General features: G+C 64.3%; 21 protein-coding genes. 2 read left to right on the top strand and 19 right to left on the bottom strand.

Annotation, left to right across the window (positions count from 1 at the left end; translation table 11 throughout):
* Positions 1-12 precede the first annotated feature (12 nt).
* From LGR64_RS24415 to LGR64_RS24385, 7 genes are all read right to left on the bottom strand, one after another.
* Positions 13-720 carry a collagen-like protein gene (locus LGR64_RS24415; RefSeq protein WP_141830360.1) on the bottom strand — a complete coding sequence of 236 codons (708 nt, stop codon included), beginning with the start codon at positions 718-720 and terminating at the stop codon, positions 13-15.
* Entirely contained in the window at positions 720-5684 is a 4965-nt protein-coding gene (locus tag LGR64_RS24410) for a tape measure protein (protein WP_141830362.1), read from the bottom strand. Before LGR64_RS24410 ends, LGR64_RS24415 begins: the two co-directional genes overlap by 1 nt.
* Positions 5685-5754: 70 nt before the next feature.
* On the bottom strand, positions 5755-6045 hold the full coding sequence (locus LGR64_RS24405) for a DUF1799 domain-containing protein (protein WP_012203260.1): 291 nt from the start codon (positions 6043-6045) through the stop codon (positions 5755-5757).
* A gap of 29 nt (positions 6046-6074) precedes the next feature.
* Positions 6075-6530, bottom strand: a complete 456-nt coding sequence (locus tag LGR64_RS24400) for a hypothetical protein (protein ID WP_034390304.1) — start codon at positions 6528-6530, stop codon at positions 6075-6077.
* Between the two features lie 43 nt (positions 6531-6573).
* Positions 6574-7500 carry a phage tail tube protein gene (locus LGR64_RS24395; protein ID WP_012203258.1) on the bottom strand — a complete coding sequence of 309 codons (927 nt, stop codon included), beginning with the start codon at positions 7498-7500 and terminating at the stop codon, positions 6574-6576.
* A gap of 129 nt (positions 7501-7629) precedes the next feature.
* Positions 7630-8115, bottom strand: a complete 486-nt coding sequence (locus tag LGR64_RS24390) for a hypothetical protein (RefSeq protein WP_141830364.1) — start codon at positions 8113-8115, stop codon at positions 7630-7632.
* A gap of 440 nt (positions 8116-8555) precedes the next feature.
* Positions 8556-9170, bottom strand: coding sequence for a S24 family peptidase (locus tag LGR64_RS24385; protein WP_013804208.1), 615 nt, complete (start codon positions 9168-9170; stop codon positions 8556-8558).
* A 146-nt stretch (positions 9171-9316) separates the two neighbouring features.
* Between LGR64_RS24385 and LGR64_RS24380 the strand changes: the two genes are divergently transcribed.
* Positions 9317-9829, top strand: coding sequence for a type II toxin-antitoxin system MqsR family toxin (locus LGR64_RS24380; protein ID WP_141830366.1), 513 nt, complete (start codon positions 9317-9319; stop codon positions 9827-9829).
* 102 nt (positions 9830-9931) lie between these two features.
* Here the strand turns inward: LGR64_RS24380 and slmA are convergent, their stop codons facing one another.
* The 6 genes from slmA to LGR64_RS24350 form a co-directional block, all read right to left on the bottom strand.
* Positions 9932-10627 carry a nucleoid occlusion factor SlmA gene (gene slmA / locus LGR64_RS24375; RefSeq protein WP_012203254.1) on the bottom strand — a complete coding sequence of 232 codons (696 nt, stop codon included), beginning with the start codon at positions 10625-10627 and terminating at the stop codon, positions 9932-9934.
* Between the two features lie 82 nt (positions 10628-10709).
* Positions 10710-12197: a sensor histidine kinase gene (locus tag LGR64_RS24370; RefSeq protein WP_034390299.1), complete on the bottom strand. Its 1488-nt coding sequence runs from the start codon at positions 12195-12197 to the stop codon at positions 10710-10712.
* Between the two features lie 37 nt (positions 12198-12234).
* Positions 12235-12954 (bottom strand): response regulator transcription factor, encoded by a 720-nt coding sequence (locus LGR64_RS24365; protein WP_012203252.1) that lies wholly within the window; start codon positions 12952-12954, stop codon positions 12235-12237.
* A gap of 121 nt (positions 12955-13075) precedes the next feature.
* A complete protein-coding gene (gene argB, locus LGR64_RS24360) occupies positions 13076-13966 on the bottom strand; it encodes an acetylglutamate kinase (protein ID WP_012203251.1) in 891 nt (296 codons plus the stop codon).
* Positions 13967-14076: 110 nt separating this feature from the next.
* Positions 14077-15180 carry a glycosyltransferase family 4 protein gene (locus LGR64_RS24355; RefSeq protein ID WP_081816121.1) on the bottom strand — a complete coding sequence of 368 codons (1104 nt, stop codon included), beginning with the start codon at positions 15178-15180 and terminating at the stop codon, positions 14077-14079.
* A 5-nt stretch (positions 15181-15185) separates the two neighbouring features.
* Positions 15186-15959 carry a glycosyltransferase family 2 protein gene (locus LGR64_RS24350; RefSeq protein ID WP_013804212.1) on the bottom strand — a complete coding sequence of 258 codons (774 nt, stop codon included), beginning with the start codon at positions 15957-15959 and terminating at the stop codon, positions 15186-15188.
* A gap of 344 nt (positions 15960-16303) precedes the next feature.
* Here LGR64_RS24350 and LGR64_RS24345 point away from each other — a divergent pair, with 344 nt between their 5' ends.
* Positions 16304-20095 (top strand): methyltransferase domain-containing protein, encoded by a 3792-nt coding sequence (locus tag LGR64_RS24345; RefSeq protein WP_230357189.1) that lies wholly within the window; start codon positions 16304-16306, stop codon positions 20093-20095.
* On the opposite strand, the gene LGR64_RS24340 is transcribed toward LGR64_RS24345, so the two are convergent.
* The 6 genes from LGR64_RS24340 to LGR64_RS24315 are packed head-to-tail and all read right to left on the bottom strand — an operon-like array spanning position 20018 to position 26154.
* Positions 20018-21160: an acyltransferase family protein gene (locus LGR64_RS24340; protein ID WP_141830374.1), complete on the bottom strand. Its 1143-nt coding sequence runs from the start codon at positions 21158-21160 to the stop codon at positions 20018-20020. The genes LGR64_RS24345 and LGR64_RS24340 overlap by 78 nt on opposite strands.
* 11 nt (positions 21161-21171) lie before the next feature.
* A complete protein-coding gene (locus LGR64_RS24335) occupies positions 21172-22215 on the bottom strand; it encodes an acyltransferase family protein (protein ID WP_185750887.1) in 1044 nt (347 codons plus the stop codon).
* 7 nt (positions 22216-22222) lie between these two features.
* Positions 22223-23083, bottom strand: coding sequence for an SAM-dependent methyltransferase (locus tag LGR64_RS24330; RefSeq protein WP_141830377.1), 861 nt, complete (start codon positions 23081-23083; stop codon positions 22223-22225).
* Between the two features lie 42 nt (positions 23084-23125).
* On the bottom strand, positions 23126-24022 hold the full coding sequence (locus LGR64_RS24325; protein ID WP_141830379.1) for a class I SAM-dependent methyltransferase: 897 nt from the start codon (positions 24020-24022) through the stop codon (positions 23126-23128).
* 54 nt (positions 24023-24076) lie between these two features.
* Complete coding sequence (locus tag LGR64_RS24320) at positions 24077-25357, bottom strand: ABC transporter ATP-binding protein (protein ID WP_141830382.1); 1281 nt, start codon at positions 25355-25357, stop codon at positions 24077-24079.
* Positions 25354-26154 (bottom strand): ABC transporter permease, encoded by an 801-nt coding sequence (locus tag LGR64_RS24315; protein ID WP_017405937.1) that lies wholly within the window; start codon positions 26152-26154, stop codon positions 25354-25356. Before LGR64_RS24315 ends, LGR64_RS24320 begins: the two co-directional genes overlap by 4 nt.
* Between the last annotated feature and the right edge of the window lie 105 nt (positions 26155-26259).

Raw genomic sequence — 26259 nt, 5'->3', positions numbered from 1 at the left:
ATCATGGTTTCCTCAAACGATGTTCCACCAGATGTTGGTGCCGTCCTTCCAGACGCACACCAGCCGAAAGCCACCCACGGCCACGTCGCAGACGAGATGGCTGTCGTGGCCATGGATGTAGGTGCCCGACTCCTGCCGGGCAACAGTGAACTGCGCGGACGCAGGCCAGGTGAGGTGAAGATTCGTGAACTCGACGAAATCGCCGAGCGCAACTTCGCTCTTCTTGGGCAGATGCATGGTGATTGCGCCGCCACCCGTCCAGATGGCATAGCGCCCCCCGAGCTGAAGCACGCCACCATTGGCCTCGCGCAGATAGCCGGCTCTTGCCAATTCGCGACCCCACGCCAGGGTTGGAATGGCCACCGGGCCCTGGGGTCCGGGAACGCCGGCATCCCCCTTGGCACCTGCCGTGCCCGGTAGACCCTGGGGTCCTGCTGCTCCCTGCGGCCCCTGAAGTCCCTGAGCCCCCACATCCCCCTTGGGCCCGGCAGGCCCCTGAAGTCCTTGCTGCCCCTGCAGGCCTTGCACGCCGGCCTCGCCTTGAGGACCTGTCGCCCCACGCGGACCTGTTGCTCCCGCAGCGCCCGGATCACCCTTCGGTCCCTGCGGGCCGGCGATGACCGCCGCAGCGATGGCATACGTGCGGCCCGTCCGGCGCAGCAGTGTCAGGTCGCCCGGCATCAACGATGCCGCCTGCTCGAGTTGATCGATCGTTGGCATCAGAGCTCCAATACGGCGCTGCCGCCAGCCGATTGCATGGCCACGCCGCCACGCGTTACACGCAACAGCACCTCGGCCGTATCGCGCACATGCTGTTTGATGTCCTGCAAAGCAGGATCCTGCTGTTCGATAGCGCGAATCAGGCGCTCGATGGCCAAAAGCAAGGGAGTGCCAGCAGCATCCGCACCACCGATCAGCGCCTGTCCCAGTTGGCTCTGGTTCCAAAGGCGCGCCGGTCCGGTGGCTTCGATCTCCCAACCGCTTTCACCCACCATGCGCAAGCCACCACCGTGCAGGCCACCTTTCGCGAAGGCCGGAATGCCAGCGCCTTCGAACCACCTGCGCCAATCGGATTCATAAAGACCGGAAAGCTCCGCCAGATCTGCGGCGGTCAGCTTGTTGTCCTTGATCCATTGGTTCAGTCCGCTGGCGTCCCCGGTTCCGTCGAAGGCGTGGTAGCCATCGTTGTACTTGTCCAGATGCGCTACACGATCCTTGTCAGTGACTGGCTCATACCAGGTGCCACCCGAACCATCCGTGCGTGCCCGGCGGTAACGCGCATCCTGGCCCGCTCCAGGCGAAGGCGCCCCCCCAGGCCCCAGTACGGCCACATCGCCTCCCCCAGGGCCGGACTTTCCGCCGCTCTTCTCCTCCAGCAGCTTTGCCTGGAAATCACGCACCGCTTCATCGACGCTGCGCACGCTGATGTCTATGCCACGAGCAGCGTCCAGTTGCTGCTTGGCGGAAAGGATCAGTTCATCCAACCGCGCCAAGGAAGTCTCTTCGGCCGCCAATTGCTGTTCGGCCACGGACAGCTGCTCCTGCCCCTTCTCACCGAGTTGTTCCAGATCTGCGGCCAGCGCTCGCCTTGCCCGCTCCTCATCGATACGACTGGCGTAGGCCGTGCGCGAAAGGCCATCGCGCGCCGCAGTGATGGCTTCGTCGAGTGCTTTTTGCTCTGGCAGGTAGCCGGTATTTCGGACAGCCGAGACTGCATCCTGGATGAACCGTCCGGCCAACGATGCATCCATTGCAGCAACCGTATCGACCTCACCCCAGAGATCACGTGCGGCACCGCGCGCCAGGTCCACCACGCCACGTGCAAGCTCGACCTGCTCGCGGGCGGCATCCAGACGCGCCTGAGCCAGGGTGCGCTCCGCATCGACGGAACGCTGCAGCAGGCTCCACGCCGCATCCGTATCGGCCTCGTTCTTCTTCCTCGCCTCCTGCGCCTGCTCCTCCTGCTTGCGCTTGGCTTCCTCCGCCTGTTTGGCCGAAGCCGCTGCGGCCTCCTCGGAGGTTTTGGTAACGGCCTTGAACGTGTCGTTGAGCTTGAGCAGTTCGGCAACGGTCTCGGCCGAGGACTTGCCGGTACCGCCAAGGGTGCCGACCAGCTTGTCCACGCCGGCAGTGAAGTCGGCCAGCGACGCGCTGGTGTTTGCCAGATTTTCAAGGTCGGCCGTGAGTTTTCCGATATCGCCCGTACCTTCTACCAAGGTGGTGCCGATCAAGTCCTTGAAGGCACCATTCTTGGCCATGTCCTTGAGGCCTTGCGTGCCCTGAACCTTCGAGATGGCGTCCTTCAATACCTTGGCATTCGCCTCCTCGGAGTTGGCTGCCTTGAGCTTGTCCTCCACCAGCTTGCGGAACCGGGCCTGGGCGTCGTCGGCATCCAGGTCGATGTCCACGCCCAAGTCCTTGAGCTTGCTGCCCATCTCGCGCTTGGCGATGGTCTTGCGCTCATCCTCGCTGTAGAAGTTCTGGTAGAAGCTGCCTGCGTTGGCATTCAGCGCCTCGATGCCGCCCGAAGCCTTGATCAGGGACTCGAAGGCCAGGTCGGTCAGGTCGGCAAAGCCCGTGATCTTCTTGCCCAGTTCCTCGAAGGAGCGGCCGATCAGGTCGATGGTCTGGAAGGCGGCCTGCAACGCCTCGACATTGGGTGCCTCGCCCAGCGAGTCCAGCGTGGTGCGCATCCAGCTGGGCAGGTCCGCCTTCTTGAGTTCGGACACCAGCAGGGAACCGGTCTGGCCCAGGAAGGCCTTGTAGGCCTCGTCCGGGTTGTTGCCCAGCGAGCGGTTTTCGAAGCCGGCCAGCACTGTGCCCGTCACCTTGTCGATGATCTTGGCATAGCCGTAGGCATCCTCGTCGGTGTACTTTCCGTTGACGGCAAAGCCGCCGACCAAGTCAATGCCGCGCGCGCTACCCGTCGCGTATTTGCTGAGGGACCCATAGACCGAGGCCAGGCCATCCAGGCTGGTCTTGAGCTGCTTTTCGACGGCATCGCTGTGGCGCTGCGTCAGATCGTCATACCAGTCTCCGGCCGCACGGCCGAACAGCTGTTCGGCGGCCTTGTCGTTGCCGACGCCAGCGGTGCTGTAGGCGGCACCGGCGTGGTTGGGGCCGCGGGAGCCGAAAACATCGCTGCTGAGCAACGAATACAGTGCCAAGCCCCCAGCGATCCATGGCATCGCAGCGCCCAACCCCATTGCGCTACCCGCGGTTCCGGAGCCCAGCCCAGCGCCGATGGAGCTCGCACCTGCCCCGGAGGCAGTCAAGCCCAGCCCGCCTCCAGCCGTAAGGCCTAAACCGCCTCCAGCGGTCAACCCAAGACCTGATGCAGCTGCTGTCGAACCGCCGAAGCCAAGCCATCCCCCAACGGTTCCCGCCAGACTGCCTAGCATTCCGCCGCTGCCAGCCAGAGACAAAAAGTTGCCTGCGTTGCCGGCCAACCCGAGCAAGCCGCCTGAACCCGCCCCGCCGAGCCCCAGCGCCGCGCCAAGGTTGCCGATGAATCCTTGCAGTTGCGCTATCACAGGCATGACAAGCGGCCGCGCGAACGCCTTGTACATCTCATCGGCCACCGTGGCCTTGAACGTCGCGCTCAGGTTCTTGGTGAACGTGCGCCAGCCTTCCGTACCGTTGGCCAGCATGTCTGCGAAGCCCTTGCGGAACATCTCGTCCATCTGGTCAACGGACTTCTGGGTTTCCTGCATGCGGGTGCGCTCGGCGACATTGGCCTTGGCCTGGTTCGCAGCGGCCGTGGCGTCTTCCTTGAGCTTCTGGGCAGCTGCGGCGTCCGTGGGATTCTTGGCCGCGATGTCCTGCAGCTTTTTCTGGAGATCTATCTCGATCCTGTACTGCGCCAGGGCGATCTCCCGATCGCGCTGCGACATGGCGGCCAGGGACTGCTCGAACTGGGTCGCCTCGTTGGCCTCCTTCACGCTTTGCGCATACTCGGCCACCATGCGTGCCGAGTCGTTGTAGCCCTTGACCCGGGCGAGTTCGCGCGTGGCCTCGGCCTCTTTGCCAACGGCCTCGGCGACCTCCCTGGAGCAGCGGACACTCTCTTGCCCGGCCGCGTTATCCTCCAGCTCCGCGATGGTCTTCTCGACCTGCTCCTGGCGCAGTTGTCCCAACGCCTCACCGGTCAGGCCAATCGCGCGCGTTTCCTGCCGGGCGAGTTCCAGGTTCTTTTCGGCCAGTCCGGCCTTGGTCTGGTGCTCCTTGACGAGCTGCGCCACCTCCTGCTGTCTTTTCTGCAGTTCCTGATCGCGCTTGAGCTCCTCATTGTCCTGCTGCGTTCTGGCTGGCACGGCCGGTGGCGCGTAGCTGACGGTGCGGGGTACCGCAGGCGGCTCTTTCTTCTGCGCAGGCGCGTCGGTTTTCTTGCTTTGCTCCTGCGGCTGTGGCTGTCCCACCAGCGGCGGATTGATGAACCCGCGGCCGCCGCCTGCATTGCGCTGGCCCTGTGCCGCCATCAATTCGCGCTGCACCTGCTGCAATTTTTCGACCAGGCGCTGGGCATCGTCATGGGCCGTGCGCACCCATACGTTGCGCGATGTCGCTGCCCCCTTGGCCTGCAACATCTCCAATTCAGCCCTGGCGCGCGGAAGCTCCTTGGCCAGATAGGCTGCCTTTTCCGCATTCGACTGGAAGGCCGTGCTGATGTATTGCAAGCCCACCGCGCGCCCGGCGATGTTTCCCAGCCCGCTGCTGATCTGGCCCAGGAAGCCCGACCCGTTGTCACGCGCGCGCGAAATGGACTCCGAAAAGGCGTTCATGTCGTTGGCCGCTGCATTCATGCCAAAGGAGATCATCTGGCTGATGCCGGAATCTCCCACGGCGGACTTGAGCTTGTCCCAGGCGTTGGCCATGCGTTGGGTGCCGGCATCCAGCCTGTCCGCCGCCTTGTCCGTCCCCTCTCCCAGGGAGCTTTGCAGCGCCTGCGAGAAACGGGGCAGAAAGTCCTGCGTCACGACCTCGCCGGTCTGCAGCATCTGGGAGAACCGCTCTTGTGTCACACCCAGGGCCTGAGCGCCGACCAGCGCCGCATCCGGGATATGTCCCAGTTTCTCGCTGAAGTCCGACGCGCCTATCGTCCCCTTGCCCATCAGGTCGAGTACGGCTGCCAACGATGCATTGCCCTGCTCCACGGAAAGGCCCATGGCCGCGTTGGCCGAGGCAATCCCCGTGAAGATGGTCTGCACCTGCGCGCCTTCCAGCGCCGTACCACGCGCCTTGGTGGCGAAGTCGGCGTAGGCCTGGCCGGTGGCATTGAGCTGCAGGCCCAGCCGATCGGCCAGGGCCGTGACATAGGCCAGTTCCTGCGCGCCCTTGCCCCCGGTGGCAAGGTCCAGCCGCGTACGCAGATTCTCTGTCTGGGCACTGGCCGTGTAGAGGGCCTCTCCCACCTTGGCCGCCGAACCCGCCACCTCCAGCATGGCATTGGCCCGGCCGGCAATCTTGCCCATGGAAGTAGACAGGCTCTCGACATCGACGCTGGCACGCGCCGATACAAGCCCCGTATCCGTTGAGGCACCTGCGAACTGCGACATGCCGGCATACGCCTGCTGCAGCTTGCCGTGGAGTTTGTCGAGCTCCTGGGAGAACTGGGCATTCTGCGCACGCAGCTCGCTCAGGCTGGGCGTCTCGGCGATGCCTATGCTTTTGACCGCTGTACTCATGCTGATCTCTGTTCGGTATGCTTGACCGCTTGTGTTTGTCTTGAAAGGCCGGAGCCGAGGCCCCTATGCCTCAGCCCCGGTTGAGCTGGCGCAGCGCCTGCGCCTCCAGTACCTGCAATTGCGCGAAAACCTCGCCGCGCTGCGCGGCGGGCACCGCGTAGCGGCGCATCACGATCTCGGCCCCGGCGTAATCAAGCCCGTCCCAGTGCCACTGGCCCCAGGGCGTGGCCGTCCTGCGCCACTGGGTGGAGCAGCCGAGGTACACGCTCCAGGCCATCGCATGCTCCGGCCACAGTTCGTAGTCCTCGGGGTGCTGGCGTTGAAGATCGCCAGGCACCATCCGGTCGGGGTCGATCCCCATCTGCGCGCACTGGGCGCGCAGCTCGTCGTCTACGAGATAGCGGTCTGCGCCGTCGAGGCCGAGGTGATGCCGGACAGCGCCACGGAGTTTTTTGTGGCGGCATCCCGCTGGTGCACGTTGAGTCCGTCGAACCAGGCAACGGCCATGGCCTGCTCCAGTCCCGGGTAGGACTCCTCGGCCGCCAGGCGTTCGTCGCGGCTGTAGGGCACGGGTGTTCCTTCGTCGCCCAGCATCCCCTCCCAGCCCACAACCACTTCGTCGAGCAGTTCAGGGATGGTCATGCGCCGTACCTCCTGCGAGCCATCGGGCTGCGTGGCGGGCTTGCCGACGACGATGAGTTCATTGATCTCGTCGCGCCGCGCCTTGCCCAGGCGCTTGAACACGACGGCAAAGTGATGGGCTCCGAACCTGCCCTCATCGACGGGCAGGTACAGCGTTGCGGGAACGGAGATGGTGGGCTTGAGCCCGGAAATCTTGACGGCCATGGTGATCCTTGGATGTGTAGTTGTCAGGCAGGGAGGTACGGCGTCAGATCTCGATGGACCACTCGTCGTTGCCCGCGTCGGAGGGAATGAACGACAGGGGGATGGTGATCATCTGCACGCCATCGCTGTCGCTGTAGGTCGGCTTGCCGATCTGGGCGCGCGCGCTCTTGAAACTGACGGTGTTGGTGGCGCCGGGGCCATGCTTGAGCGTGACGGGCACGATGGCGCTGGCGCGCGCCAGGCCAATCCAGTCCTTGGTGGCCACGCTGGTGTTCTCGAAGGTGACGCTGCCCGTGGACTTGCGGTCCGTGATTTCCACGGTGTCCACGTTCATCAGGTCGCGCTTGACCACCTGGTTGCCGCACTTGAAGCTGAAGGCGCTGCAGGCCACCGCCAGGCCGTCGAGGGTCAGTTGGGTGTTGGTCTTGTTGACGCCCAGGGGAGCGACGAAGTCGCTGTAGTCCACTGCCGGCAGGGCCTCATCCACTGCGGGGACAAAGGAGCCCGTGAACTCGAACTTCCACTTGGGAATGGCCTTGGCATCGGTGCTGAACTCCACCTCGCCGCGTGCACCATGCATCTTGTAGAGGGTACCGTCCACGTTGCCGTAGATGGTCACGCTCTGGATGCCGTCGGTCACGGGAGAGAAGACCGTCTTCACGCCAGTCTCGGTGCTGGCGCTGGCGGCACACGCACGCAACAGGTCGGTCACGCCGGGACGCTCACCCGCTGCGGCCACACCCGCGAATTCCACGGAGAACGCCACCTTCTGGTATTCGGTGACCAGGGTGCTGCCGCTGGAGCCGAAGAAGGGACGGATGTTGTTGCGCTCGACCACGTCGCCCTCGATGGGGGTGAGGGTCACGTCGCTGACCAGCATGGCATTGGCCGCCAGCGGCACGACGGCCGTGCCGACAACGGTTTCAACCAGGGCCAGGAGGGCCATCTTGCGCATGATCTTTGCTGCCATTTGGAAAATCCTTTGAAGAGATGAGGAGAGGTTTCGCGGCCTTTGGCGCCGTTCTCCAGCGCCGCGGACCACAGGGGTTGCGGGAAAGTTGCGGGTATCCGGTCTAGGCCCGGTTTGGGGGTGTGCAGGTCACAGGTAGCTCCAGGTTCTCAGTTGCAGGACAACGGAGTGGCAACGCACTCCCGCGAAATCCGCAGGCTCGGCACGCAGGACCTGCACGCCATCGGTGCTGTCGTCGCTGCCTGCCAGGGGACCGGGCTGGCACGCGCCGCCCAGGGTCGGATCGGCTCGCACCAGGGCGCGGAACTGCTCGACCAGGTCGTCCAGCAGCAGTTCGCTGGCCTGGGTGTCGGCGATGGCCAGGTAGCCATGCAGCGTCCATTGGTGCACGCTTACCGTGCGGGCCGTGCTGCTGCCGTGCTCGGCCGTGCTGCTTCTGCGCAGCCACCAGCCGCGGACATGGGCCGTGCCTGCTGCAGGCGGCGTGTACGTGAACAGGGCGGCCAGCTCGGCATCGCTGGCGGCATGGCGTTCGCGCTCCTGCACAACGCCGATCTGCGGCACCGAGGCCAGGACGGCCACGATGGCGTTGCGATGCTGGGCCAGTGCATTCATGAGCGCAGCACCGGAAAGGCCGCTGCCACGCTCGCCGCAGCCTCGGCCACGATGGGCCGCAGATGGGCGGCAAAGAGCAGGAACAGTTGTGCGATGGCGTACATGGGTCACTCCGTGGGAGACGCAGAAAAAGATGCGTCGTTGCGATGGAGTGACTGTGCCGAGGCAGGCAAAAATGAATAAGGCCTGCATATGCAGGCCCGGTTTCAGCGTCCACAGGAGCGCGCCTTCTCAGGCGCAGCAGATCTGGATGCCAGGCACATGTGCCTTGGCCCGGCACATCCCAACGGCCAGGCAAGCGCAAACGTCCTGCCGCTCGGGCAGGCACGGATGCACGAAAGAGGAGGACGAGAAAGGCTGGGAGAAGACGGAAGCGCGCAGGCTGGCCTCAGGCCTGCGGCAAAGTCTCTGGAGCGGTGCCGGGCGGCACGGCCCGGGGGCTAGAGTTCTCCGCCGTGCCAGAGAACCCGGCCGCAGATGCGCAGCCGGTTGGCCGCTTCGCCTTCCAGAACCTGGGGCGGATAGGCGGGGTTGTAGCTGACGATGCGCACACCGCCCGTGCTGAAGTCGCGCTCCAGCAGCTTGACGTAGTTCTCACCCTCCAGCTCGATCACATAGACACCATCCTGGGTCAGCGTATCGACCGAAGTGTTGACCAGCAGGATGTCGCCATCGTTGATGCGGTCCGCCATGGATCTTCCACGGGCACGCACGATCTTGGCGTTGTGCCTGCCCAGTCCTTTGGACTGCAGCCAGGACGAACGGAAGGCGAAGCGGCCTATCACCTCGTCGGGGCCGTTGACGGCCCCATGCCCTGCGCTGACGTGCGCATCGAGCATCTCGATCTGCGTGAACTCGTCTTCGGCCGCCCCGCCATGCCGGGCCCCAGGCTTCGCTGCACCCGTGCCGTTGAAATACTCCAGCGGCCGGCCCGCTCGCTGCGAGGCCCGCAGCAGTTGCCGTGCGGGCACTTCGCCGCGCTTGCGCCAGGTCCGCACCGTTTCAGGCTGAACCTCCATGCCCGCCATCCAGTCGGGTCCCAAGGCTTCAGCCATGCGCGCCAGTACCTCATCAACGTTGGATGTAAGCGCATCAGTCACAGGTTTTGCAGGCATGGCGAATCTTGACAGTGGTTCGTTATGGACCAAGAATGTGGTTCAAATTGAACCGTTTCCTTTTGAACCAAGAGCGTACAGCCAAAATGCATTCCGAACACCATCCGGCACCCGCCTTCCAGGGCTTTCGGCCTGCTGCCCTGCCTCCCGCCATCGGCATGCAAACGCCCGCGTCAGCCGCCTCGCACCCGCACCATGGCACTTGCAGCGATCTGCTTCCGCCCCTGCTGCAGGACTTCGAGCGCCTGATCGGGCTGCAGCCCACGATGGCCCTGGTGCAGCGCTGGGGTGGACTGCGCATCTACGTTCCCACGCCGGACAAGGTCACAGCCGAGCATCCCTATGCGGCCACCATCGGCGTGCCAGCCTTGCTCCAGCTCGCTCGTGAGTATGGAGGCCTGCCCCACTTCCAGCTGCCCAGGGCAGCGCGTGCACTGCAGGCAGTGCGCAACCAGCGCATCGCTGCAGACTACGCCACGGACAAAACGGCCCGGCAACTGGCTGCCGAGCATGGGATTACGGAAGGCCAGGTGGGGCGCATCGTTGCGGCGCTGGGCGTGACAGCACCGGCCAGGCGACGGCGCAATCTTGCCGGCTGAACACTGCCACCGCGAAGAAGCAAGGCCCTGGTCGCAAAAAAGCCACCGGCGCAAGCGGGTGGCTTTGCTGCAAAGCGGACCCTGAGGTCCGCTGGGCCACGTTCAGACCATCAAGGCCAGGCTGGCTTCCAGATGCTCGGTCGGCAGGCGGCGGAAACCCGAGCGCGCGTAGCGCTGCAGGCGGCCCAGCGCGAACGATGTCAGCACGCTGGCGGCCACCTGTGCATCGACCGTCGGGGCGGAAGAGCCCAGCGCACCGGCGGCGGGGCGCAGGCACTGGCGCAGCGTGGATTCGATGCGGTCGAAGAACTGGTTCATGCGGGCCTGCAGGCGCTCGTGCTCGAAGACGATGGCATCGCCCACCATGACGCGCACCATGCCGGGGTTGCGCTCGCCGAACTGCAGCACCAGGGAGATCACGCGGCTGGCCTGGCGCATTCCGTCCACTGCGGGCCGCTCTTCCTCCGGCACATCCCGCCCGACGATCTGCTGCACCAGCGTGAAGACGGATTGCTCGATGAACTCGATCAGTCCTTCGAACATCTGTGCCTTGCTGGCGAAGTGGCGGTACAGGGCCGCCTCGCTGACGCCCAGATGGGCCGCCAGCGCTGCCGTGGTGATGCGTTCTGCGCCCGGTTTCTCCAGCATGGCCGCAAGCGCCTGCAGGATCTGCTCACGCCGCTCCCCGGGTTTGGGGCGTTTGCGCGCAGGCGTAGGGGCGGAAGCGGAGGCGGCTTCGTCGGAAACGACATCAGCGCCAGGAGCGGATAAAGGCGACAGAACTTCAGACTCGGACATAAGCAGATCAACTATTTGTAAGTAATTCTCTCACAGCCCTCGGCGGCAACTCCGCACAAAGCTGTCCCCATGAGCGCAACCGTCAGGATCGCTTGCCTGTTGCTTGCGCTGCTATTGTTTCCGAGAGCATGGCCGGCATTTGCAATGGAAGCTCCAAGCGTACCAGCAGGCCCTTGCCCTGCGCTGCGGCACCGAAAGCCAGAGTGCCCTGGTGCAGCAGGGCGATTTCTTCGGCAATGGCCAATCCCAGCCCCGTGCCGTCGCCGGCCGCGCCCTGCGCGCGGTAAAAGCGCTGCGTGATCTGCGAGCGCTCGGCCTCGGGCACACCGGGGCCGTCGTCCTCGATCTCCAGGAAGGCCCAGCCTTGCGGCTCATCCGCAGACTGTGCCGCGCCATGGTACATGCCGCAGCGCAGCGTGACGCTGCCGCCGGGCGGCGTGTACTTGATGGCGTTGTCCACGAGGTTGGAAACCAGTTCGCGCAGCAGCCAGCTGTGGCCCCAGACACTGGCGGCCGCCACGTCAAGGCCGAAGTCCAGCCCCTTGGCGCTGGCCTGGTCGAAAAACATTTCCAGCATGCTTTCGCACAGGTCCTTGAGGTCCACCTTCTGCAGCGGCTGGACTTCGGCATTGCGGGCGTCGGCACGTGACAGCGCCAGCAACTGGCGGGCCAGCTGCGAGGTGCGCCGCGTGGCGTCGCGCAACTGCTCGATCTGCGTCACGCTGAGCACCACCTGGGCCTCGGTGCCCTTGCGCCTCGCCTCGGCCTGGGCAGCCTGCGCGCTCAGTGCCCAGGCCTCGACCTGGGCCTGCAAGGCCGCCAGCGGCGTGCGCAGTTGATGGGCCGCATCGGCCACAAAGCGCCGCTGGCCTTCGGCCTGGGCGTTGACCAGTGCAAACAATCGGTTGAGCGAGCGCACCAGCGGACGGACTTCGGCCGGCGAGCTGTGCTCCGAGATGGGACTGAGGTCGCGCGGCGAGCGCCGTTCCACCGCCTGGGTCAGGGTCAGAAGCGGCCGGAAAGCCCGGCTGACCGACCAGTAGATGGCGATGCCGGCACCCGCAATCAGCAGCACGCTGGGCAGCAGCACATGCAGCAGCAACTGGCGCACCCATTGCTGGCGCACATCGCCACCGTCGGCCAGCACTAGCACCATTTCACCGGCACCATAGGTCTCGGCGCGCATGACGGCCACGCGGTAGGTCAGGCCGTCATGCTCCTGGCTGTGGAACTCGGCCAGCGGCGTGGAAGGCACGTCGAAGCGGATCCAGGTATCGCCGGCAACGACATGGCCCTGCAGGTCACCTATGGCATATCCGACGTCGTCGCCGCGCTGGCGCAAGACGTCCTCGATGGCGGGCGTCAGCGCCACCAGGGGCGGCGTTCCCTCGGCGATCGACGGCGCCAGCACCGAATCGGCCAGCGCAGGCAGCAGGCGCAGAAGGCGCTGGTCATGCTGGGTGGAGGCCTCGTCTGCCGAGCGATAGCCGAACCAGCCGCCCATCAGTGCCAGCAGCGTCAGCGGCACCACCAGCAGCACCAGCAGGCGAAGGCGCAGATTGGCTGTCATGGGCGGTCAGCGCCTGGGGCCATGCGCCATGTACGCATCAGGCTGCGGTATGCGAGAGTTCCAGCCGATAGCCGAAGCCCCGGATGGAACGAAGTGCCACGCCATGCGGCTCCAGCTTGCTGCGCAGGCGAGAGACATAGACCTCGACCGCATTGGGCGTGATCTCGCGGTCCCAGCCCGTGAGCGCCTGCAGCAGCTTGTCCTTGCTGGCGGGCTTGGGCGCGTGGATCAGCAGGTATTCCAGCACGGTCCATTCGCGCGGACCCAGGTCGATGGGCAGCAGTTTTCCCTCGCTCTCATCGTCTTGCGCAGGCTGGCGTGCGCCGGCGCGGCGGCCTGCCGTGTCCAGCTCGATGGGACCGAAGCTGAGGACGGCCGATGTGGCTGCCTGCGAGCGGCGCAGCAGCGCACGCAGCCGGGCGAGCAGCTCGGGAAGCTCGAAGGGCTTGACCATGTAGTCGTCGGCGCCCTGGTCCAGGCCCTGCACGCGGTCCTGCAGCGCATCGCGCGCCGTCAGGATCAGCACGGGCATGGCCGAGCTCTCGACGGCGCTGCTGCGCAGGCGGCGTGTGAGCTCCAGCCCGTCGATGCCCGGCAGGCCGATGTCGATCACGGCCAGGTCGAAGGCTTCCTGGGCCAGCACCTCCAGGGCGCGCTCGGCACTGCCGACCCAGTCCACGGCATAGCCCGCATCGGACAGCCCCAGCTTGATGCCGCTGGCCACCATCACATCGTCTTCCACAAGAAGCAAACGCATATCAAACCTAAAAAACAAAAGCCGCCCAAAGGCGGCTTGCAGCAAACCGGCCCAGGCCGTCAGACCACGCCCGGGCCATGCGCGATGGTAACGCGAACCGCAAAGTCCGCGCCATCGGGCCTCAATGGCTGCGGATCATGGTGCCATAGGCCTGGTCGGTCAGGATTTCCAGCAGCATGGCATGCGGCACGCGGCCGTCGATGATGTGCACGGCGTTGACGCCGGCCTTGGCGGCATCCAGGGCGCCGCTGATCTTGGGCAGCATGCCGCCCGAGATGGTGCCGTCGGCGAACAGGGCGTCGATCTCGCGTGCCGTGAGGTCGGTCAGCAGGCTGCCGGCCTTGTCCAGCACGCCGGGAGTGTTGGTCAGCAGCACCAGCTTTTCGGCCTGCAGCACGGTGGCGAGCTTGCTGGCGACCACGTCGGCGTTGATGTTGTAGCTCTCGTTTTCCTCGCCAAAGCCGATGGGGCTGATCACGGGGATGAAGGCGTCATCCTGCAGCGCGCGCACCACGCTGGGGTCGATGGAGACGATATCGCCCACCTGGCCCACGTCGTACTCGATGTTCGGATCCTTGTTGTCGACCATCTTGAGCTTGCGTGCGCGGATCAGGCCACCATCGCGCCCTGTCAGGCCCACGGCCTTGCCACCGGCCTGGTGGATCAGGCCCACGATGTCCTGCTGCACCTCGCCGGCCAGCACCCATTCCACGACTTCCATGGTTTCCGCGTCGGTCACGCGCATGCCCTGGATGAACTCGCCCTTCTTGCCCAGGCGGTTGAGGGCCGTCTCGATTTGCGGCCCGCCGCCATGCACCACCACCGGATTCATGCCCACCAACTTCAGCAGCACCACGTCTTCCGCGAAGTCGGCCTGCAGGGCCGGATCGGTCATGGCGTTGCCGCCATACTTGATGACCATGGTCTTGCCATGGAACTTGCGGATATAGGGCAGGGCCTGGGCGAGGATTTCGGCCTTGTCGCGGGGGGCAATCGAGAGGATATCGTTCATGGTGCTAGCCCGGGGGCGTGGAAGTAGTCAACAACAAGGCGGGCATTGTGCCGCAACTGCGCGGCAGTGTTGCATGCCCGGATGACGGAACGCCCACTGGCGCCCGGCCATCATCCATTGTTCTGCATCCAGCCCGGCAGCTTGAAGCGCACGATGGCCAGATAGGCGATCACATAGCTGACCACGAACAGCAGGCAAAAACCCACCAGAACGGGCGTGTTGCTCCAAAACAGCAATGCCGGCACCACGGTCAGCAGCGTGAACGCCCACAGGTAGGGCGAAGTCCGGTTATTGCGACGCAGCATGCGCCGTGCCAGATCGTCGTCGAACACGCCGCGCACGATGCGCCGGTAGATCAACTGGTGGAAATGCAGCGCATCCGCCATGCCCGGCGACATGCCGCGCATCAGCTTGCGGTAAATGGAAAACACCGTCTCCCAGACCGGATAGATCAGCAGCAGCATGGGAAACCATGGCGAGACTGCGGAATTGCGCTGCACCAGGGCAATGCTGGCCAGGGCAATCGCCAGCCCCCAGACATAGGCCCCGCCATCACCTGCAAACATCATGCCGCGCGGGTAGTTCCAGACCAGGAAGCCGCAGGTGGCGGCGGCCAGCGTCACCAGCATGGCGGCCAGGGTCCGGTCCCCCACCTGCAGTGCCACGTGGGCCAGCGCCAGGCAGATGATGGTGGCCACCATGCCGGCCAGCCCGTTGTAGCCGTCGATGATGTTGAAGGCATGGGGCAGGCCCGTCAGGGCCAGCACGGCCAGGCCCATGCCCAGCCAGGGCATGGCCGGACCCAGTGCCTGTTCCAGCCAGGGCCAGCCGAGCCGGGGCACGGTGAGGCCGCACAGCAAAACCGCCAGCACGGCGCTCAGCAGGGTGAGCACCAGCCGGTAACGCACGCTCAGGCGCTGCGATACATCCTCGATGATCCCCCCGACCACGGCCGGCAGCATGGCGGCCAGGCACACGACAACCCACAACTGCATGCGCAGCGAGGAAGGATCTCCGCGCATGCTCAGCCAGGTGCCCACCCCCCAGGAGACAGCCAGTCCGAGGTACATGGGCACGCCGCCCAGCCGTGGCACCTCTCCCACATGGAAACGCTGCGGCTTGTCGTAACCGTAGGAACTCTTCGCGTACCGCCCGGCCCAGCGCACCAGCAGTGCACAGCCGGTGCAAGACACCATGAAGGCCAATACCGCCATCCAGATCACGATGGCTCCCCGTGCAGACTGCGCAGCGAGGGCGCTGCCTGCGGCAGGGCTCGGGCCTTGCGGTAGGCCGGACGGCTCCACAGCCGCAGCAGGCTGGCCACGTGCCATGCGCCATGGCGCAGGCTGCGCCGGCTCGCCCTCTGACCTGCATGGACGACAGGCAACTCACCGCGCCGAAGCTCTCCGCCCAGCACCCGCAGGCGAAGGCACAGATCCACATCCTCACAATACATATAGAAACCTTCATCAAACCCACGCAGCCGCATCCAGCTATCCCGACCCAGCACCAGGCAAGCCGCATTGACCCATTCCACACGCTGCTCCACACGCCCGTGCAGCTTGCGTCGCAGCAAATTCCAGAAAGATGGCAGCTCCCGCTCGAAATCCTGCAGCGTGCCGTCTTCGCCGATCTGCGGGGGATAGGCCAGGGCCAACCCCGGCCGGGCCGCCAGCGCCAGAAGCTCTTGCAGCGGCTCTTCCTGCGCTCCCCAGTACACGTCAGGATTGATCACGCAGACAAACGCCTCCCGGGCATTCGCCAGCGCCCGGTTGTGGTTGCAGCCAAAACCCAGGGGTTGCGCATTGCGCCGGATCTCCAGGACAAAAGGCCAGCCGGTCGCTGGAGCCAGGGGCTCCGGTTCGGGAATATTGAGCGTCAGCACCACGCGGGACATCGGCGCAAGGCGCGCCGACCCCAGGCATTCAAGCAGCCTCTGTATATGAGCGCCATGTCCGTGGCTCACCACCGACACGACCAACGATGAACCCATCAATGCCGCCCTTCAGATCTTCAAATTCCAACCCGCTTACCTGCGCCGAAAAAACGGCGGCTCCGAGTATTCAGCGGAAGGCGCCCGGAAGGCGTCAGCGGGTATGCCGTGATGCAAGGAAATGCAACAGCCGCACAAAATGTCATTAACCCGCCATGCCATGCAATCACTGCGGTGGCCGGGATTATGATGCGCGACAATCTGCCGCCCGGACTTCCGGGATTTTTTGCGCCTGGCGTGGGCGTGCTCCGCCGCTCTCTGCGGACCGGCCACGGTCGACTGGCGCAGATGAATATGACGGGCGATCGATCCCTGCCCGGACCGCGCCTGGCACCTCATTTCCTATGACCACACCCATTCCCGATCCCCACGTCTACCTGCGCACCGTCGATCTGAACGAGCGCACGTCGCTGTCCGTGCTGGCCGGCCATGTCCGGGCCCAGGCGCACATACTGGATCTGGGCTGCGGCAGCGGCGCGCTGGGCGCCTTCCTCGCCGAGCACAAGCAATGCGTCTGCGACGGCGTCACCCTGAGCCAGGAAGAGGCACGCCATGCCGCGCCCTTCTACCGCCATGTCCATGTGGCCGACCTGGAGGACTGCGACCTGGACCAGCTCTTCGGCGACGAGCGCTATGACTACATCGTCTGCGCCGACGTGCTCGAGCACCTGCGCCAGCCCGAGCGCATCCTGGCTGCCTGCCGCAAGCGGCTGACGCCTGAAGGCCGGCTGCTGATCTCCGTACCCAACGCAGGCTACAGCGGCCTGGTGGCAGAACTGCTGCACGGCGAATTCCGCTACCGCGAAGAAGGGCTGCTGGACCGCACCCACCTGCGCTTTTTCACGCGGCGCTCGCTGTCGCGCTTTCTGGCCGAGCAAGGCTGGCAGGTGGACGACATCGACACCATCGAGCGCGCTCTTCCCGAATCGGAATTCCGCGTCGCCTACGACAGCCTGCCCCCTGCCGTTGCCCGCCACCTGCTGGCCACACCCGATGCACTGGCCTACCAGTTCATCGCCAGTGCGGCACCCGCCGCCCAGGCGCTGCCCATCGAGCCGCCGCTGAACTACCCCCAGGGGCATGCGCTGTTCACGGCCCAGCTCTACATGGCGCGCGCTGGCCGCTATGAGGAAGAGAGCAAGCTCTCCACCACCGGCATCATTGGCCAGGCACGTCAGACATTGCGCTTTGCACTGCCCGACCACAACACTTCGCTGAGCCATCTGCGCCTGGACCTTGCCGACCGGCCGGGCTTCGTGCACCTGTACCGGCTGGCCTTGCTGGATGGGCAAGGCGCCGTCGTCTGGCAATGGCGTCCCGAGGATTCGGATGCCGCCTTGCTGGGGCAACGCCCCCACCATCAGTTGGTGTGGAACGGGCCTCATCCGGCAGGCGCATTCGCGCTGATGCTGCTGCTGACCGGCGATGACCCCTGGTTCGAACTTCCCATTCCCGCAGAAACCCTGGCCCCCCTGCGTGGCGCCTCGCTGGAGATCGAGATGGGATGGCCCATGTCGGCCGACTATCTGGCACTGGCCGGGGCCGTGCAGCCGCTTGAGCGGCAGATCGCGCAGGAACGCAGCAGGGCCAATGAGCTGCAGGACCAATGGCACACACAGCGCATGCTGCTCGAGCAGCAGCATGCGCAGGATATCCAGCAGCTGGAGGAACGCAGTGCTTCGATCCAGCGCCTGCAGCACCGCAACGCCCTGTTGGAAGACAGCCACCAATCACAGAGCAAGGAGCGCGCCATCTGGCAACAGGAGGCCACCCGCGTACAGCGGGATTTCGCGCGCCTGGAGCAGCACCTGCGCGACATAGAGAACTCCACCGTCTTCCGGGCCACGCGCCCCCTCGTCCACGCCAAGATGCGCATTGACCGCCTGCTGGGCCGCACGCCCGTGCCTGCCCCTGTCCTCCATACCCCCGTACCCCAGCCGATGCCCCAGCAGCCCGTCGATGTGATCGTGCCTGTGTACCGGGGCCTGGACGACACGCGCAACTGCATCGAGTCCGTTCTGGCCAGCCCCTGCCGCACGCACTGGCAACTCGTGGTCATCAACGATGCCAGCCCGGAGCCCGAAGTCACGGCCTGGCTGCGCGAGAAGGCGGCACAAGAGCCCCGCATCACCCTGCTGGAGAACGAGGAGAACCTCGGCTTCGTCGGTACCGTCAACCGGGGCATGGCGCTGAACACCGCACATGACGTGCTGCTGCTCAACAGCGACACCGTGGTCGCCAATGACTGGCTGGACCGCATCCGCCAGGCCGCCTACGGCGATGCACGCATCGCCTCCGTCACGCCGTTTTCCAACAACGCCACCATCTGCAGCTACCCGCGCTTTTGCGAGGGCAACGATCTGCCGCCCGGCATGGACACCGCCGCCATCGACGCACTGTGCGCGCGCACCAACCCCGGCCAGGTGGTGGACGTGCCCACCGGCGTGGGCTTTTGCATGTACATCCGCCGCGACAGCCTGAACGCCGTCGGCCTGTTCGATACCGAGCACTTCGGCAAGGGCTATGGCGAAGAAAACGACTTCTGCCAGCGTGCCGCAGCCGCTGGCTGGCGCAACCTGCATTTGCTGGACACCTTCGTGCTGCACACGGGCGGCGTGAGCTTCGGCGAAAGCAAGAGCCCGCGCGAACGTGCCGCCATGGAAACCCTGCGCCGCCTGCATCCGCGCTACGAAGCCGATGTCATGGCCTTCGTCCAGGCCGACCCTGCGCGCACCGCACGCCTTGCGCTGGATGTGGCACGCCTGCAGGCACAGGCCGCACACCAGCCCGTGGTGCTGGCCGTGCTCCACGACCGGGCGGGCGGCACGGTCCGCCATGTGCGCGAACTGGCGCAGTTCCTGCAAGGCAAGGCGCTGTTCCTCATGCTGTCCCCGGCCGCTGGTGGAGTCGTGGTTTTGCGCCGCGCCGAGGAAAAGGAAGCATTCGAGCTCGCCTTCCGCGTCGCCGACCAGATGGAGGAATTGGTGCAGGCACTGCGCCAGCTGGGCGTGGTGCACGTGCACTACCAGCATCTCCTGGGCCACAGCGAAGCCATCCTGGACCTTCCCGCCCGTCTGGGTGCGGCCCATGACTTCACGGCCCATGATTTCTATACCTACTGCAAGAACATCTCGCTGACCGGCATAGACAACCGCTACGTCGTGCCGCCCCGCGCGGGCGAATGCGGCTGCTGCGAACCCACGGACATAGCCCCCTATGCCGGCACCGTGGCCCAGTGGCGCCATCGCAATGCACTGCTGCTGAACAACGCGCGCCATGTGCTGGCCCCCAGCCAGGACACGGCCAGCCGGATCGCCGGTTTCGTGCCCGGTGCCCGCGTCCAGGCGGTTGCCCACACCGACCTGCCGGCACAGCTGCCGGCCCCGTTGGCACACCCGCTGGCCGCCACTGCCCCGCTCAAGATCGTCGTACTGGGAGCCATGAGCGCCATCAAGGGCGCCGACGTACTGGAAGCCGTGGCGATCGAAGCCGCCAAGCGGGGAGCTCCTGTGGAATTCCATCTGCTCGGCTATGGCTACCGCAGCCTGCAGACCCAGCCGCGCGCACGCCTGACCGTGCACGGCGGCTACAAGGAAGAAGAACTGCCTGCTCTGCTGCAGTGGTTGCAGCCCGACCTGGCCTGGTTCCCCGCCCAATGGCCGGAGACCTACAGCTACACCCTGAGCGCCTGCCTGGCTGCCGGGCTGCCGATCGTCGCGCCCGACATAGGGGCCTTTCCCGAAAGGCTGGCGGGCCGCGACTGGTCCTGGGTCATGCCCTGGGACGCCAGCGCCGCCCAATGGCTGGACTTCTTCGCGCAAATACGCGAACGCCACTTCATTGAAGGGCAGCCACCACAGCAACCCACCGCGACAGGGAGTGCTGCCGCCCAGCCGGGAACCACTTTCTATGGCGACGGTTATCTCCAGGGGCTGCAGCCGCGCGATCAGGCCCTGCTTCAGCCGCTGGATGCGGCCTTTCTGGCCACACATCGCCTGCAACGCCAGGACCATGCGGCAAGATCTGGGGCCTTGATCCTGCTGGCCCATCTGCGCTCGCTACCCATCCTGCGCGGCGTGGCCAGGCGCATTCCCGCGCACTGGCAGCGCCGGGTCAAGAATTGGCTGCAGGCCTAGGCGCCGCCCAGGCAACGCCAGCCATCGCTGCGCCATCCGGATGCAGGGCCGTTCCACGCCATACCATGACATCAAGGCCAGGCCCAATGTCAAGGCAAGCGACAGCAGCATGCAGATGCCCAATGACCAGCCCTCACGCAGGCAAATGGCCGTCATGGCCTGCTGGACGGGGAAGGCGTAGATGTAGACGCCATAAGAAAGATCGGTGCGCCAACGGTGGCTTGTGGCCACATGGCCTGCATGGGCAAGATAAAAACTTGCGCAGGCCACCAATCCCCAGACTGCCACCTGGCGCATCCAAGTGCTGGCGGTGAGCAATGCGCATACAGCCAGCACCAGCGCGACTGCAGCCATCCATGCGCGATGGCGTATGCCATAGGCAGCCATCGTGCTTCCCAGAAAGAAGGGAACACCAAATCCGCAGAAGTCCCGCCAGCGGAACATATCGACCAGCGGGGTGTGGATGGCATCCAGGCCCTGGTCCCACCCCTTGACTCTGGCCATCTGCCACAAGATAGCCAGTACGCCAGCCATGAGGGGATGGATCCAGCGCTTGCCTCTTGCAAGCCATGCCAAGGTGGCGAGCACAAGGTACATCGCCAGCTCATACCGCAAAGTCCACAGGGACCCGTTGACCGTATAGGCAAAGGGATTGGATTCGAATACGCCCGGCAGTATCTGAACCGTGGCCTGCCCTGTCATATTGTTGATCAGATGACTCCAGGTTTGCGGTGACTGCCAGTACTGCAGCGAATCAAGCGAGGTCATCGCCCAGCCGATGACGAAAACCGAGAAAACCACGGCCATGATCAGGCCCGGAAAAATCCGCATCAGCCGCCTCAGCCAGAAGGCATGCCAGACCGGCTCGCGCATCCAACTCTGGCATACCAGATACCCGCTCATGAAGAAGAATACATAGACCGCAAGCGACCCCAGGCTGTGGCCGGCAAAGGGTTCGGCAAGACGCAGGCGGTAAAGAAACTCTCCGTGCGCAACAAACACTGCAAGCGCCGCCGTCAAGCGCAGCATGTCAAAGCGGTTCCCCCTCTCTTCAACGCTGCGCATGGCACTCCCTTCTAGGTGCGGTACACCAAGTGTTTGAGCCGCAGCATCGGCGACTCGACCAAGTGCCAGGAGGCATAGCCAGCAGCCAGCGCAAGCAGCCATGCAAGCGCCAGACTGGAGTGGAATGGCAGCTGAGGCCACAGTGCCTGAACTGCCTGCTGGATGGGACAACCCAGCACGTAGACACCATAAGAAGGATCTCCGAGTCGATGCAACCCGGAAAACACCCTAGAACGCATGGAACCCAAATAGATGAGCAGCGGCGGCAGCAGCAGCAGGCCGGCAGAGTGCTCCAGCTTCAAGCCAAAGAAAAGCACCCCAGCCACAGGCGCCAGGATCAACAGCAAGTTTCGACCATGGGCAGCAAAGGCAGGCTGCAATAGCGCGATCAGCGAGCCATAGGCGAAATAGGCCGGATACTCGAACCAATGAAACATGGTTCCAGCCAAATCGGCATTGCGCTGTGTCAGGAAAAAGACCAGATATCCGGTTGCAGCCAGGCTGGCAAGAAGCCTGGACCGCAGCACGCCCAATATGCCCAGTGCAGCAAGCACCACGTAGCACATCAGCTCGATGGGGATGGTCCACAAAGGGCCGTTCATCAACCCTGGCAGCGGATTGGAAGAAAACACGCCCGGCATGAAGGCGTAGTCCTTGATCAGCAGCAGATTGCGCCAGTGATCCAGGGTCTGCGGATGAAGCCAGAACTCCTTCAGTGGCAATGAAGTAAATGCCGGGCCGAACAGCAGCACGCCAGCCACAACAGCCACCAGCATGCCCGGCCACAACCGCAACAGACGCTTGGCCATGAAGGCCGCCGCACGGGGATCACGCAGCCAACTCAGCGTGACAAGAAAGCCGCTGATCGTGAAGAAAGTCATCACTGCCACGCCGCCCACCATGTCCGCATGCAGCCACGATGGCGGTCTGGTGCCCGTGATATGGAAATGATGGCTGTAAATGACTGCAGATGCAGCGGCTATACGCAGTGCATCAAAGCCATTGGAATATGCAGGCCGCACGGGTGAAGAGATCGTGGGGGCCGGCTCCTGCATGGCTTCGTCAGGTCTTGCCCAACAGCAGCAAAATCTCGTTGTTGCGCAGCCACTCCTCGGGATAGCGCCCCGCTAGCGCCTCGGGAATGGCCATGTCCACCTGGCGCCGCTCCTCGCGCAACACTTCAAAGCCGGCCTGACGAGCGATATCTACGAGCTCGTCTGCCGTCAACCGGTTCAGCGCCTGGTACTCCTTGAAGACAAAGCGCTTGTAGCCATCGACACCGAAATCGGCAAAGCCGAAGTCCACCTCGGCGGCGTCCAGCGGACCTTCATGCTTTTCGATGATGCTCCACAACTCCTCCTCCGACGCCAGCAAGTGGTGCCAGGGCACATCGTCGTAGCGGCGCAGGTGCGAGCCCCAGGGAGAATGAAACAAGGGCTCGATCTGCAGGAAGAACACGCCTCCCGAGCGCAGGCAGGCATGCAGGTCGGACAGGATCGGCAGCACCTTGTCGCGCTGCACATGCTCGAAGGTGGACCAGCTGAGCAATCCGTCATAGTTCGCATGCCGGCCGGCCAATGGCGAATTCGGCACGATGGTCTCGAAGCTCAGCGCAGCGGGAATGCGCGACATGCCCAACTGCTCGCGTGCAATGCGGGGCAGCTTGGCGTACTCCTGACGGATATCGATGCCATGGATGGAGGTTGCGCCATGGCGCAGTACCAAAGCCAGATCGGTGATGCCATCGCCACATCCGAAATTCAGCAACCTGGCCTTGGACAGGTCCAACGACCGTCCGATCCAGTCATGGGCCAGATCCGCTGCATAGTTGAAATGCGCACGAAACCACTCATCGGTGATCTTGCCTGCGTCCCATGGCGCCAGGCCCAACAGCCGTTCCTGCAAACGCAGCATCCAACTCATGCAATCGTCCTCTCTGTTCTGTCTACAACCCTGTCAACACGCTCACAGCCGCTGAAGCACATAGGCATCCTGGTGGTTCCAGAAATGCACAAGTGATCGGTGACGCAGTGCATCGCCCCCCCAGGTTTCAGCAATGCGGTCCAGGACGAATCGCTCGGAAGTGAACGCCGTTCCATACTCATTTGCATCGATGGCATTCGACTCGCTGGACGGGGCAAAGAAAAATCCCTCGTCATCCAGCTTCACGCTGTCGAAATCTGCGGCCTTCATGCCGTGCGTGCTGAAAACCAACAACCCGCCAGGAGCCACCGCATCGCGCAGCACCTGCAGCCAGCGCGTCCAGGTCGAGCGCGGCAGATGGCTGAACAGCGAGAGCACGAACACCAGTTCGTACTGCTGCGGCCAGCGTACCTGCTCCGGCACGCTGGCCGAAGCAAAGCCCTTCACGCCGAAGGTCTGCTGCGAAAAATCCACAGCATCGACCACGATGTCCGAGACCGTGACCCGTTCCGCCCCTAGCGCCTTGACCAGGTGCCGCGTAAAGCGGCCGTGACCACTCGCGAACTCCAGCACGCTGGCCGTGCGCAGCAAAGGCTTGTCCACAGCCTCCAGCAGCAGCATCAGCTCCGACAGTGTGCGCCAACCGTCGGCGAAGTAGTCGCGCAGGGGATTGACGCTGGAAGGGTGGCCACGGAAGAAGCCGAAGATATCGTCCTGCGCAGAAATCCGGCAATCGAGTCCCGTCATGTTGGAAAACGAGCCCACCAGACCATTGGCCTCGATCAGGGAATGCGCCTCCAACAGGCTGTCGTCCATTTCGCGGGCACGGGACAGGACCTGTGCCGCACCAGCCCGGTCGCCGCTTGCCAGCAATTGCAGGGCTTCATTCAGCAAACGCTGCCCATCGCTGATGGGAGTAGAAGAATTGTCAGATGTCATGGGGTATGGAATAGGGAGACAGCCGAGCCGCTTGCGCGGGCGTGGCGGAGCCGCTCAGCTCCAGTGGTGAGGCAGGCGCACCAGTCCAGGCAGGGGCTTGGGGAAAATAAAGCGCAGGTGCAGGAACTGGAACCATTCGTCATAGACGGCCAGCCCGGTTTCATCGAACAGGAAGGCGCTGATCACATAGTCTCCGCTGTGCAGAGGCAACTCGGGAAAGGTCAGCACGGTCTGCCAGCTTCCGTCTGGCAATTGCCGCGGGGCCGCACCATCCTCATGCGTTGCCAGCGAAGTAATGCCCACGCCCTTGGACTGCTCGATCATGAAGCCGATGTGCGGCCGCTCGTTGCCACGTCCTCTCGCGGTAATGGTCACAACCAGGTCCTGGCTCTGCAGCAACCCTGGCTGGTCCCCCACAGGTTCAGCCAGATCCTTCACATCCACGGACAGGATGCAGGCTGTGCCGCTGTCTACGGCAGCGACCGGCGCGGGAGGCACTTCATCCGCAGCAGGCGCTGGCACAGCGGACTCCCCTTCAGCAGGCAGCATCTCGCCGCACAAAGCCCTTTGCTCGCGCTCCTGCCGCTCGCGGGTATATGCATCGTAGGCGGCCAGCACTGGCTCAGTCGCACCGAACTGCGCCACATGCCCGCCGCGCAGCCACAGGGCTGCATCGCAAAGATGGCGGATGTGATAAGGACTATGGGAACAAAACAGGATGGTGCAGCCGCTGTTGCGGAAGGCCATGATGCGCTCAATGCACTTCTTCTGGAAATGCTGGTCGCCTACAGCGAGCGCCTCGTCAATGATCAGCACATCGGGCTGCACGGCCGTCACCAGTGCAAACGCCAGGCGCACCGCCATCCCCGAAGAGTAGGTCTTGACCGGCCGCTCCAGTGCTTCGCCCAACTCCGCAAAGGCGGCGATTTCGGGCTCCAGCTCACGCATGCGCTCAGGGGATATACCAATCAGGCTGCCACCGAAATACAGATTGTCACGCCCGCTGAAATCAGGGTGAAATCCCGCGCCCAACTCCAGAATGGCCGTGACCCGACCCACACGCTCTATTTGCCCGCAACTGGGCTGCAAGGTGCCAGCCAGCAGCTTGAGCAGCGAGCTCTTGCCTGCACCGTTATCGCCAATCACACCAATGCACTGGCCTCGGCGCAATTCGAATGACACATCCCGCAATGCCCAATGGCTTCGGTGAGTGGCAACACCGGTCAGCAAGGCCTTGAAGCGCGCTCGCGGCGAGGGATAAAGTTTGTATTCCTTGCCCAGATTGCGCACACGCAGTACCAGGTCATCAGGCAATTCGACATGCTTGGCGTTCATAGCCAGTCCACCAGTTGATCACGGCTGCGTCGCACCAAGCCATTGAGCAGCACAGCCAAAACCAGAATCCAGAGGCCCAAAGCCGCCCAGACCGCCATTTGAGGCCACAGCCCCTGCAGCAGCACATTCTGGTAGCCAAGAACCAACGCCGTCATGGGATTGGCCCATAGCACCCAGCGCCAGCGCTCAGGGAACAAGGCCAGCGGAAAAAGAATGGGCGAGAGATAGATACCGACGGACAGAAAGAAGGTCACAAGCTGCCCCACATCGCGCAGTGCCGCCGTCAGAATAGCCAGCGCATAAGCCAGCAGGGCGCACAGCAGCAGCTGGCCCAGCAACAGGGGGATGAGTGCCACGAGCGACCAGGTCAAGCCGTGCTGGGGCAGATAAGCCAAGGCCACCAGCAACAACAAGGGTCCGAAGATCACACTGCTGGCCAGTACCGCCCGCATGGGAAACAGCACTGGCGGCAACGGGTTCTTTTGCAGAATGCCACCCGCCTCGACCAGACTGTTCATGCCACGTGCCGTAGCGTCGCAAAACGCCATCCACGGCAAGGCGCCCACAACAAGAAACGCTCCCACGGCATGCGTGGGAGCGTTGTCGCCAAGGCGCATCGAGAACACCACGTCGAACACGAGGTAGTAGGCCGCCACGGTGAGCAGAGGCTGCAGATAGGGCCAGAGCACGCCCGCAGCCGTGCCTGCGTGGCGGGCAGCCACTTCGCGCCGGGTCATCACCCACAGCAGGCTGCGGGCCTGCCACAGCGCGCGGCATTCGCCGAGTAAAGAGTACATGCGTTGTTATGCGACAAGTGCCGCGCGCCAGAGACGGCGGCGGCACTTCAGTTCATGCCAAACCCGGCATTTTCGCGCAACAAGATCCAGCGCGCCAGCCAATCG

The organism is Delftia sp. Lp-1 (assembly GCF_020523835.1).
In the GTDB taxonomy this organism is placed as follows: domain Bacteria; phylum Pseudomonadota; class Gammaproteobacteria; order Burkholderiales; family Burkholderiaceae_C; genus Comamonas; species Comamonas acidovorans.
Note: the sequence above shows the minus strand (reverse complement) of the source record. Positions and strands in the feature narration are given on the sequence as shown.